The 10,920-nt window shown below is 66.7% G+C and carries 12 protein-coding genes; 6 read left to right on the top strand and 6 right to left on the bottom strand.

Annotated features, from left to right (window positions below; translation table 11 throughout):
- From VFG33_RS20575 to VFG33_RS20585, 3 genes are all read left to right on the top strand, one after another.
- Nucleotides 1-827, top strand: an 827-nt coding sequence (locus tag VFG33_RS20575) for a carbohydrate ABC transporter permease (RefSeq protein ID WP_325054537.1), incomplete at its 5' end; no start/stop codon positions are given.
- Between the two features lie 27 nt (nucleotides 828-854).
- Nucleotides 855-2,225 carry an FAD-binding oxidoreductase gene (locus tag VFG33_RS20580; protein ID WP_325054538.1) on the top strand — a complete coding sequence of 457 codons (1,371 nt, stop codon included), beginning with the start codon at nucleotides 855-857 and terminating at the stop codon, nucleotides 2,223-2,225.
- A gap of 95 nt (nucleotides 2,226-2,320) precedes the next feature.
- Nucleotides 2,321-4,012, top strand: a complete 1,692-nt coding sequence (locus VFG33_RS20585; protein WP_325054539.1) for a tannase/feruloyl esterase family alpha/beta hydrolase — start codon at nucleotides 2,321-2,323, stop codon at nucleotides 4,010-4,012.
- 57 nt (nucleotides 4,013-4,069) lie between these two features.
- On the opposite strand, the gene relB is transcribed toward VFG33_RS20585, so the two are convergent.
- The gene (relB, locus tag VFG33_RS20590; protein ID WP_325054540.1) at nucleotides 4,070-4,399 is read right to left on the bottom strand and encodes a type II toxin-antitoxin system RelB family anti-toxin; all 330 of its coding nucleotides are present in this window, start codon (nucleotides 4,397-4,399) and stop codon (nucleotides 4,070-4,072) included.
- Between the two features lie 198 nt (nucleotides 4,400-4,597).
- Between relB and VFG33_RS20595 the strand changes: the two genes are divergently transcribed.
- A complete protein-coding gene (locus VFG33_RS20595) occupies nucleotides 4,598-4,846 on the top strand; it encodes a DUF6343 family protein (RefSeq protein ID WP_325054541.1) in 249 nt (82 codons plus the stop codon).
- On the opposite strand, the gene VFG33_RS20600 is transcribed toward VFG33_RS20595, so the two are convergent.
- From VFG33_RS20600 to VFG33_RS20615, 4 genes are all read right to left on the bottom strand, one after another.
- Entirely contained in the window at nucleotides 4,830-5,822 is a 993-nt protein-coding gene (locus VFG33_RS20600; protein WP_325054542.1) for a TIGR03842 family LLM class F420-dependent oxidoreductase, read from the bottom strand. The two genes, VFG33_RS20595 and VFG33_RS20600, sit on opposite strands and share 17 nt — an antisense overlap.
- A 12-nt stretch (nucleotides 5,823-5,834) precedes the next feature.
- Nucleotides 5,835-7,238 (bottom strand): dihydropyrimidinase, encoded by a 1,404-nt coding sequence (gene hydA / locus VFG33_RS20605; protein WP_325054543.1) that lies wholly within the window; start codon nucleotides 7,236-7,238, stop codon nucleotides 5,835-5,837.
- An 83-nt stretch (nucleotides 7,239-7,321) separates the two neighbouring features.
- On the bottom strand, nucleotides 7,322-8,164 hold the full coding sequence (locus VFG33_RS20610; protein ID WP_325054544.1) for a nitrilase-related carbon-nitrogen hydrolase: 843 nt from the start codon (nucleotides 8,162-8,164) through the stop codon (nucleotides 7,322-7,324).
- Between the two features lie 205 nt (nucleotides 8,165-8,369).
- Nucleotides 8,370-8,555 (bottom strand): hypothetical protein, encoded by a 186-nt coding sequence (locus VFG33_RS20615; protein ID WP_325054545.1) that lies wholly within the window; start codon nucleotides 8,553-8,555, stop codon nucleotides 8,370-8,372.
- Between the two features lie 140 nt (nucleotides 8,556-8,695).
- On the opposite strand from VFG33_RS20615, the gene VFG33_RS20620 reads away from it, so the two are divergent.
- Both VFG33_RS20620 and VFG33_RS20625 read left to right on the top strand, forming a co-directional pair.
- Complete coding sequence (locus tag VFG33_RS20620; RefSeq protein ID WP_325054546.1) at nucleotides 8,696-9,115, top strand: SRPBCC family protein; 420 nt, start codon at nucleotides 8,696-8,698, stop codon at nucleotides 9,113-9,115.
- Nucleotides 9,112-9,654: a TetR/AcrR family transcriptional regulator gene (locus tag VFG33_RS20625; protein WP_325054547.1), complete on the top strand. Its 543-nt coding sequence runs from the start codon at nucleotides 9,112-9,114 to the stop codon at nucleotides 9,652-9,654. The genes VFG33_RS20620 and VFG33_RS20625 overlap by 4 nt, the downstream gene beginning before the upstream one ends.
- A 42-nt stretch (nucleotides 9,655-9,696) precedes the next feature.
- Here the strand turns inward: VFG33_RS20625 and VFG33_RS20630 are convergent.
- Nucleotides 9,697-10,920 (bottom strand): serpin family protein (locus VFG33_RS20630; protein ID WP_325054548.1); only part of this gene is annotated, 1,224 nt, incomplete at its 5' end.

Below are 10,920 nucleotides of genomic sequence, written 5' to 3' on the forward strand. Positions count from 1 at the left end.
GGACCGACAAAGCCGGCTCAGCGATCCGGTACGTCGTGCTCGGGGTCGGCGCGGTCTTCTTCCTGCTGCCGTTCTACCTGCTCGTCCGCAACGGGCTGTCGACCGAGTCGGACATCACCTCGCCGTCGTGGAAGCTCTTCCCGTCGTCATTGCAGTGGGGCAACATCAGCGACCTCTTCAACGACCCGGCTGTACCGATGTTGCGGTCGCTGGTGAACTCGTTGGTGATCGCGGTCGTGCAGACGGCCGGAGTACTGGTGATTTCGGGACTGGCCGGGTACGGCTTGGCGCGGATCCCCTTCAGATATGCGAATGCGGTGTTCTACTTCATCGTCGCGACGTTGCTGATTCCGGCCGCGGTGACGTTCGTCCCGAGTTTCGTCCTGGTCTCGTCGCTGGGCTGGGTGAGTACGTTACGCGGACTGATCATCCCGGGGTTGTTCCAGGCGTTCGCGACCTTCCTGTTCCGCCAGTACTTCCTGAATTTCCCGCGTGAGCTGGAAGAAGCGGCCGCCTTGGACGGCACTGCCTATTGGGGCACCTTCTGGCGGATCGTGGTACCGAACTCCAAAGGCTTCATCGCCGCGATCGGTACGATCACGTTCATCGGCTCGTGGAATGCCTTCCTCTGGCCGCTGGTGATCGCCCAGGACCAGAACTCCTGGACCGTCCAGATCGCGCTGTCGACCTTCCTCACGGCCCAGACCATCAACCTTCCCCAGCTCTTCATCGCCGCCACCATCGCGATTCTGCCGCTGGTCGTCATGTTCGTCTTCCTGCAACGCTGGATCGTCGAAGGTGTCGAACGGTCCGGCATCAGCGAGTAGTCCCCTGCCAACAGAGAGGTTGTTTCCATGACTCCCGCGGACGAGTTGACCGCCCAACTCCGGACCCAAGTCGCCGGCCCCGTTCTCGGGCCCGGCGACGACGATTTCGCCACCGAGGTCGCCGCACAGAACACAGCAGTCCTGCACGTGCCTGATGTCGCCGTCGGCCTCACCTCCGAAGCCGACGCTGTCGCGGTCGTCAACGCCGCAGCAGCCAGCGGTACTCCGGTACGCGTGCTCGCAACCGGCCACGGCTCGGCCACCCCCGTCACCGGCGGCATCCTCGTCACCACGTCCCGGCTGACCGGGGTCACCATCGACGTCGAGAACCGCGTCGCCCATATCGCGGCGGGGACCCGCTGGCGCGAGGTCATCGAGGCCGCGGCCGAGCACGGGCTCGCACCGATCTGCGGTGCGTCCGACAACGTCGGCACCATCGGCTACATAGTCGGCGGCGGTCTCGGGCCCCTCGCTCGAACCTTCGGATTCTCTTCGGACTGGGCCCGCGGGTTCCGGGTCGTCACGGCCGACGGCTCGGTCGTGTCGGCGAACGCGACCGAGAACCCAGACCTGTTCTGGGCGCTGCGCGGCGGCAAGGGCGGGTTCGGCATCGTCACGTCGATGGACTTCGAACTGGTCGAGCTCAGCACGCTCTACGGCGGCTCGCTGTTCTTCGACGCCGAGCACATCGCGTCCGTTTTCACCACCTGGGTCGAGTGGACGCAGACGCTTCCCGAGGAGGCCACGTCCTCGGTCGTGATCCTCCGGCTGCCGCCGCTCCCGTTCATTCCCGAGCCGCTGCGGGGCAAGACAGTGCTCAGCTTGCGCTTCGCCTACATCGGCGACCAGGCCGAGGGTGAGCGACTCCTCGAGCCGATCCGGGCAGTGGCGCCGGCCCTCATCGACGCGGTCGCCGAGATGCAGGCCGCTCAGATCGCGACCATCCACAACGACCCGACGGATCCGGGTCCGGGCTGGGACCGCGGCATGCTGCTGAACCAGATCGACAACGACTTCGCCGCAGCGCTGCTCGAGGGCGTCGGACCGGACAAGGAGTTGCCGGTCGTCGCCATCGAGCTACGGCATCTGGGCGGCGCGACGAAGCGCGACGTACCGGAAGGCAGCGCAGTCGGAGGACGGAACGCCGACTACACCCTGATCTTCATCGGGGTACCCGATCCCAGCCTCTTCGACACCGTCCTGCCAAAGGTCGTCGACGGCGTCCTGGCACCGCTGGCCCCCTGGATCTCGCCCGAGACCAACGTCAACTACGCCGGCGGCTTCTTCATCCCAGGCTCCTACGACGCCTCCTGGCCAGCAGACACCCTCACCCGCCTGAACGCAGTACGAGCGACCTACGACCCGAACACCGTCTTCCCCTACGGCCCACCCGCTTAGCAAGCACTGCCTGTCGATCTGGACTGCCTCCGTCCGACGCCTGGGTAGTGGAGACCAGCAGGGTCTCCACCGCTCAGGCTGTGAGGGAGTCCACCATGCGACACAAAGTAAAGCTGCTGGGACGGGCGGTTGCGGCCGCCGGGACGGTGGCGATCGCGCTGGCCGGGTTGATCCCGGCTCCTGGCAACGCAACCGGTACTGCGGGCAGCGCGGCTGGGCCGACTGGCATCCGGCCGGTCCGGGATTGCGCGGATCTTCAGCAGGTCTACACGATCCCGGGCGCGGTCACCCACGTGACGAAGGCGGCTGCGGTCGCCGCGACGAGCACGAGCCCGGCGTACTGCGAGGTCGAGGGCTTCGTGGAACCGGCGGTCGGGTTCAAGCTCCGGCTACCACTGACGACGTACTCCGGGCGCTACCTGCAGTACGGCTGCGACGGGCTCTGCGGGGTCATCCAGGACCCGGTCATCCGCGGCTGTGGAACCCCAGCAGGAGGCGATCTCGCCGTCGCGTCGACCAATGACGGTCACGTGGGCAAGGGCGGTTTCCCCTTCAACATCACCGACGGCACCTGGGCGGCTGATGATCAGGCGGCTCGCAACGACTACTTCTTCCGCGCACCGCATGTCGTGTCCGTCGCGGCCAAACGGATCATCAGCACGTTCTACGGCTCGCCTCCGCACCGGTCGTACTTCAGCGGCTGCTCGACCGGCGGCCGGGAAGGGCTGTTGCTGGCCCAGCGGTACCCGCACGACTTCGACGGCATCGTGGCCGGTTCGCCGGTCAACGTGATGGGACCACTGATCGGTCTGTACCACGCCTGGCTGGCGACGATGAACGTTCGCCCTGATGGGACCCCGGTTCTGACTGCCGACAAACTGCCCGCGCTGCACAGCGCGGTACTGGCTGCTTGTGACCGGCTGGACGGGTTGACCGACGGGCAGATCGACGACCCTCGCGCGTGCAAGTACGACCCGGTGGCGCTGCAGTGCCCTGCCGGTTCGGACAGCGCGGCCTGCCTGACGCCGGCGCAGGTGAGCATCGTGCGGCAGCTGTATCGCGGCCTGACCGACTCGCACGGGGTGCGGCTGTACCCCGGCTGGGAGTCGCGCGGCTCGGAGCTCGCCTGGTACGGCGCGATCATTCCCGACCCGGTCTTCGGCTCCTTCCTGGCGCCGCTGCCGGACAACTACCTGAAGTACGTCGGTTACCCGATCGGCAAGCCGCACTCGTCCATCGCGGATATCGAGTTCACCGTGCCGGAGTTGCGCCGGCTGACCCCGGAGGGCGTGAAAGGCAATGCGATGAGCCTGGACCTGTCGGCATTCCGCCGGGCGGGTGGCAAGCTCATCATCTGGCACGGCTGGGACGACCAGACCGTCCCCGCTGTCGGAACGGTCGACTACTACGACCGGTTGACCCGCGCCAACGGCGGGCGGCGTGCGACCCAGCAGTGGGCCAGGCTGTTCATGGTCCCGACGAAGTACCACTGCGGCCTCGGCGGCTACAAGCTGACCGACATCGACCCGATCCCCGCCCTGATCGGCTGGGTCGAGCACCGCGACGCACCAGACCGGATCATCGCGACCGAGGTCGACCCCAACACCCACGAGGTGCACAGATCCCGCCCGGTCTTCCCCTACCCGCTACGAGCGGCGTACGACGGCACCGGCAGCATCGACAACGCCACCAACTTCACCCCCGCCCCACCCCTCAGGCCAACCCAAGACACCATCCCCTGGGCCGGCACAGACCTCTACCACCGCCCCGGCCCAGTCGCCCGCTGAAAGCCTGGTTGTGGCTCCGACCATCCGCGGAGCCACAACCACGCCAGCAAAGCGCCGTTATGCGACCTTCCAGGTCCGGTCGCCCAGGGTTGCCACCAGGTCAACCTGGCCACCCAACGCTGTGACGTAGGCACGGATGACCTCGATGCCGGAGATCTCACCGTTTTCGATCTTCGAGATCCGCGATTGGGACACGTTGAGCAACTCCGCGAGTCCGGCCTGCGTGACTCCAGCGGCCTTCCGCATCTCCGCGAGCTGATGCCCACGGACATACGCCTCCCGTCGTGCGCGGGCCGCCTGCTTACCATCGGCCCGCTCAGCCTCAGTCCGGGGATCAACCGCACGAGCCTTACCCCTGACGTCGTCCCACTTCGCACGATCGCTCACGCTTGGACCTCCGGATGACGCCCGATCTCCCAGCTCATCTCGATGAATATAACCGATTTGTCATATCTGGAGCCACGAGGATCCGCAGTTCGGGGAGCTGCGTACACACTCGACTGCTCGGGTACTGGAGGGGGTGCCCGGCCGGTGGGTTTGCTCGCACATTGCTGCCGGTCGGGTCCTGAGAGTAGGTGGTGAGGCGTGACTGAGGGGCGTGGGCCGGGGTGGTGGGCGGGGCATACTGGGGCCGCGCCGGCTCAGAGTGCGTTGGTACTGCGGTTGGTGCTGGCGGTTTTCGGTTTTGTGCTGTTTGTGGCTACGGCCGTGGTTTTCGCAGTACTGGAGCTGCCCATAGGTCTGGTCGTGGTTGCCGTGGTGATTGCGGCGATCGCGCTTGTCGACATCGTGGTGGTGAGTGTGCGGCTGCGGCGAGCTAGAACGCGGGGATGATGTCCTTGCCGTAGGCCGCGAGGGTGTCTTCCTTGGCGTCGTGTTGCAGGTAGAGCGCGAACTGGTCGACGCCGATCGCCTTCAGCTCCTCCAGCTTCGCCAGGTGGTTCTCGACTGGGCCGAGGATGCAGAAGCGGTCGACCACCTCGTCCGGCACGAAGTCGGTGTGGGTGTTCCCGGCCCGGCCGTGCTCGGCGTAGTCGTAGCCCTTGCGGCCCGCGATGTAGTCCGTGAGCGCCTTGGGGATGTCCCCCGCGCTGCCGTACCGCTCGACGATGTCCGCCACATGGTTGCCGACCATCCCGCCGAACCAGCGGGTCTGGTCGCGCTGGTGCTCGAGATCATCACCGACATAGGCCGGCGCCGCCACGCAGAACTTGATCTTCGACGGATCACGGCCCGCCTGCTCGGCGGACCGGCGTACGGCTGCAATCATCCACGCGGCGATGTCGGGATCCGCGAGCTGGAGGATGTACCCGTCGCCGACCTCGCCCGTCGCGGCGAGCGCCTTCGGCCCGTACGCCGCGACCCATACCTCGAGCGCGCCGTTCTCCACCCAGGCGAACTTCAACTGCTGACCGCGGTACTCGACTGTGCGACCCGAGGCGAGCTCACGGACGACCTCGACGCACTGCTTCAGCTCGCCGATCGTGCCCGGCTTCGCGCCGAGGGTGCGCAACGCGGAGTCGCCGCGGCCGATCCCGCAGATCGTCCGGTTGCCGTACATCTCGTTCAGGGTGGCGAACTGGGACGCGATCACGGTCCAGTCGCGGGTGCCCGGATTCGTCACCATCGGGCCGACGATGACGCGTTCGGTGGTCGCCAGGATCTGGCTGTAGATCACGAACGGCTCTTCCCAGAGCAGGTGCGAGTCGAACGTCCAGACGTAGTCGAACCCGGCGTCCTCCGCCTTGCGCGCGAGCTCGACCACCGCCGACGCGGGCGGATCACACTGGAACACCACTCCGAAATCCACCCGAGTTCCCCTTCAGACCAGGTACGACGACAGGCCGCGGCGCAGGTAGCGCCCGTGACCCTTGCGGCCATGGTAGTTGCCGTCAGCCACGATCACGCTGCCCCGCGAGATCACCGTGCCCACCCGGCCCGCGATCTCTACCCCTTCGTACGCCGAGTAGTCCATGTTCATGTGGTGCGTCTCGACACTGATCCGGGTGGTCGCGTTCGGGTCGTAGATGACCAGGTCCGCGTCGGAGCCGGGCGCGATGATCCCCTTCTGCGGGTAGAGCCCGAACATCCGGGCCGGCGTGGTCGCGATCGTCTCCACCCAGCGCTCCAGCGAGAGCTGCCCGTCCACCACACCTTGGTAGATCAGGTCGACGCGGTGTTCGACGCCGCCGATACCGTTCGGGATCTTGGAGAAGTCGCCGCGGCCGAGCTCCTTCTGGTCCTTGAAGCAGAACGGGCAGTGATCGGTCGACACCATCGCGAGATCGTTGCTGCGAAGCCCCTTCCACAGGTCCTTCGCGTGCGACTCGTGCTTGCTGCGCAGCGGGGTCGAGCAGACCCACTTGGCCCCTTCGAACCCGGGGGCCCCGAGCTGGTCCTCCAGCGTCAGGTACAGGTACTGCGGGCAGGTCTCCGCGAACACGTTGCGCCCGTCATCACGCGCCGCGGCAACCGCCTCGAGCGCCTTGCTGGCCGACAGGTGGACGATGTAGAGCGGGCAGTCCTTCGCCACCGACGCGAGCGAGATCGCCCGGCTGGTCGCCTCCGCCTCGAGCGCCTCCGGCCGGGTGATGCCGTGGTAGATCGGGTCCGTCTCGCCCCTGGACAACGCCTGCTGGACCAGTACGTCGATCGCGATGCCGTTCTCGGCGTGCATCATGATCATCGCGCCGTTGTCCCGGGCCCGCTGCATCGCCCGCAGGATCTGGCCGTCGTCGGAGTAGAACACCCCGGGGTAGGCCATGAACAGCTTGAAGCTGGTGATCCCCTCGGTGACGAGCGAGTCCATCGCCTTCAGGGACTCGTCGTCGACCCCGCCGAGGATCATGTGGAAGGCATAGTCGATGTGACAGTTGCCATCGGCCTTGGTGTGCCAGGCGTCCAGCCCGTCCTGGACCACCTCGCCGGTCTTCTGGATCGCGAAGTCGATGATCGTGGTGGTGCCGCCGAACGCCGCCGCCCTGGTCCCGGTGTCGAAGGTGTCGCTGGCCGAGGTTCCGCCGAACGGCATCTCCATGTGCGTGTGCGCGTCGATCCCACCGGGGATCACATACTTGCCGGCAGCATCGATCACCTCGTCGGCCTGCACGGTCTGGCTGTACGCCGGGTCGAACAACGCGACGATCTTCTCGCCCTCGACCAGCACATCGGCCGGTTGCGCACCGGTCGGCCCGACAACGGTTCCACCCTTGACCAGCAACGACATCCTCGACGCTCCCTATCTCTAGTCGTTGCGTCCGAACAAGCGTGGGGCCTGCCCCTCGCTTCTTCGGACGTAAGCCCTCGGTACTACGGCTTGGTGAGGTCGCCGTAGGCGTCGGGGCGGCGGTCGCGGTAGAACTGCCAGCGGTCGCGCACGGTGTCCAGCAGGCTCAGGTCGAGATCCCGCACGATCAGCTCGGGGTCGTAGCCGTGCCCGACCTCCCCGACGAACTTGCCCTCCGGGTCGACGAAGTACGACGTCCCGTAGAAGTCGTTGTCGCCGAACTCCGACTCCACGCCGACCCGGTTGATCGCGCCGATGAAGTACTCGTTCGCCACCGCCGAGGCCGGCTGCTCGAGCTGCCACAGGTACGACGAGAGTCCGCGGCTGGTCGCCGACGGGTTGAACACGATTTTGGCGCCTGCCAGTCCGAGTGCTCGCCAGCCCTCGGGAAAGTGCCGGTCGTAGCAGATGTACACGCCGATCCGGCCGACCGCGGTGTCGAAGACCGGGTACCCGAGGTTGCCGGGGCGGAAGTAGAACTTCTCCCAGAACCCCTTCACCTGCGGAATGTGGTTCTTCCGGTACTTGCCGAGGTACTTGCCGTCAGCATCGATCACGGCAGCTGTGTTGTAGAGCACACCGGCCTGCTCCTGCTCGTAGACCGGCAGCACCATCACCATCCCGAGCTCCGCCGCCAACGCCTGGAACCGCTCGACGGTAGGCCCCGGCACCGACTCGGCGTACTCGTAGAACTTCGGATCCTGCAACTGGCAGAAATACGGCCCGTAGAACAGCTCCTGGAAGCAGATCACCTTGGCCCCAGCCGCAGCCGCCTGCCGCGCATACTCCTCATGCGCCTTCGTCATGGACTCCTGATCCCCAGTCCACGCCGCCTGCACCAACGCCGCCCGCACAACCTCCGCCACCAGAACCCTCCAACCACTAGCCGAGCCCTCATGCTCCATCCCGCCGGGCAACCACGTCAACGATTGCCAGAAAGAGACGTGAGCGGTCAGACCTGGTCAGGGGTGATGAGGTGGCGCATGACCTCGTAGGTGGTCCCGGGACGGGTCGACGAAGGACCGCACGACCTTGACGTCGACGGTGGGCAGTGCGGTGAACCGGGTGGGACTAGAAGACGAGGATCGCGGCGATGACGGCGATCAGTACGACCACGCCGCCGACGACGGCCAGCGTGCGGCCGTTGACCTTCGGCTCCTCGGTGGGCTCCACCGAGCCCTCGTTGACGAAGGCGCGGAACATCTGCGTGCTCGCGCCCGGGTCCTGCTCGTTCTCCGTGACGTTTTGGTCAGCCATGGCGCAGACCCTACCCGTGCCTGCGGACCGCCAGCACACACCAAACGCGGTTCTGACCTGACTCTTACGCTCCGTACGTCGCTCACGCACGCTCCGATGGTGTATTGCTGAGCGCTGGGAGTCCGCGTACCATTTGGTACATGCGCTTCGAAGCAGCAGTCACCGTCCAAGCTCCCGCCGACCGCGTCTGGGAGGTGTTCAGCGATGTCGCGAAGTGGCCCGAGTGGACCCCGACGATCGATTCGGTCGAGCGGCTCGACGAGGGGCGGATCCACCTCGGCGCCCGGACCCGGATCCGGCAGCCCAAGCTCCCGGTCGCGATCTGGGAGGTGACCGAACTGGTCGAGGGCCAGTACTTCGCCTGGGTCTCCCGCGCGCCCGGGATCACAACGACCGGCGGCCACCGGGTCACGGCGACACCCGAAGGCACGGTCGCGACGTCGACGGTCATCCAGGAGGGTCCGCTCGGCTGGCTCTTCGGGAAGCTCTACGCGAAGCTCACCCAGCGGTACATCGAGCTTGAGGGTGAGAGCCTGAAGAAGGTGAGCGAGGACGCGTGAGCCGGGAGACGCTGCTCACCGACGCTGTCGAACACTACGCGAAGAACGGGATCGGTGACGCGAGTCTGCGCAGTATCGCCTCGGCAATCGGGACCAGTCATCGGATGCTGATCTACCACTTCGGTTCCCGCGAAGGGTTGCTGGCCGAGGTGGTTCGCGTGGTCGAGCAGCAGCAGCGTGATCTGCTGGCGTCGCTCACCGCGGACGATCTGCCGCTGGCGGAACAGGCTGAGCAGTTCTGGCGGCGGGTGACCGAGGCGACGTTGATCTACGGGCCGCTGTTCTTCGAACTCTCCGCGCATGCGATGCAGAACCTGCCGCATACGGAGGCACTCAAGGCGGATCTGATCAACGTCTGGCTTCCGCCGCTGATCGAGCTGTGCATCCGGGCCGGGATCGCGCCGGACCAGGCCCCGGCGTACGCGCGGCTGGGATTGGCAGCGTCGCGAGGGCTGCTGTTCGATCTGCTGCTGACAGGAGACCGCGCCGAGGTCGACGAAGCCTCGGCCCTCCTCAACCGCCTGTTCGCCCTGCCGTAAGCCCTACGGCCTGGGCGGCGCGACCGCGAGCCCGGCGCTGATCTAACCGGGCTCGGTTGGTTGGGCGATCCAGCCGGCGACGATGGGGAGGCGGGAGTCGCGGTGGACGGCGACGAAGGCGAAGGGGCGGTTGAGTTCCACGTCCAGGCGGCGTGCCTGCTTCGTCGGCATCGAACTGCGCAACATGCCGACCGCCGTGACCGCGGCCGCCTCGAAGCCGGTTGCGAAGAAGCGCGCGAGGACGGTCTGCTTGGCCTGACCGACCGCGAGTGGTTCCGGGCTGATGCCGCTGAAGTGACCGCTCGCCCCCGGATCGGTGGCGACAGCACTGAGGCCGAAGAGCTCACGCTGAGCCAGCAGATCGTGTTCGACCTTTACAGACAACGATGGCAGTGACAGCTTCAGCTCCGGGGTCCGAGCCGTGGTCTGACCGATCTTGACCCCGGCCGCGATCTCCTGCCCAGGCTCGCCCTGCTCGATCAGCGCACTCCCCGGCTGCCCATCCGACGGCCGGTACGACGCGTCGACAAGCCCGGCCAGTACTTCGGAATGCGCCGTCTGGGGTGCTCCGATTCCCAGCAGGACATCCACATCGGCATCGCCCTGCACGGTGATCACGGTCAGCCCGTCCGGGTGGATCCGGACGCTGTCCAGCTCGTGGTCGGTCCGTTCGAGCCAGTGCCAGGAGCCGCCGGCCCACGGACCGTCGTACTGGCGCTTGATCTGTTCCTTGAAAGGGCGGGTCCAGGTGGTTTTGAGGGAGAGGGCGGACGCGAGAACTACGGCGAGGTCCGGCGTCACCTCGAGGGGCATCTCGCGAATCAGGTCGTCGGTGTGCTCCGCGGCCCAGGCGTCGAGTTTCGCCTTGTCGGCGGCGAGGTCGCCTGTCAGGGTGCCGGTCAGGTCGGCGGGGATCAGGGTGCCGAACGATTCGCTGAGTTTGAGTTGCTGGTGAACCCAAACGCCGAGGGCGGCATGCAGATCGGTGGAGGCGTCGACGGTTTGCATCAGCTGGAGGGCCTGTGACGCGGCTCCGGCTGGTTCGACGCCGGCTGCCTCTGCCAGCTCGGTCCGGCCCGGTTCGTCGGCCGCGGTCGCGAGCAATGCGAGAAGCGGCCAGAGGCCCAGTCCGGACATGACCGTGTTCCCAGGCGGGAGCTCCCGAACCCAGCGCGAGGTCAGCCCGTTCACCGCTTGCACTACGTCCGCATCCATACCAACCACCCTGCCACGGGCGAGGTCGGGCCGGCAGACCGACAACCGCCC

Origin of the sequence: Kribbella sp. (assembly GCF_035687465.1) — a bacterium.
Classification (GTDB): Bacteria; Actinomycetota; Actinomycetes; order Propionibacteriales; family Kribbellaceae; genus Kribbella.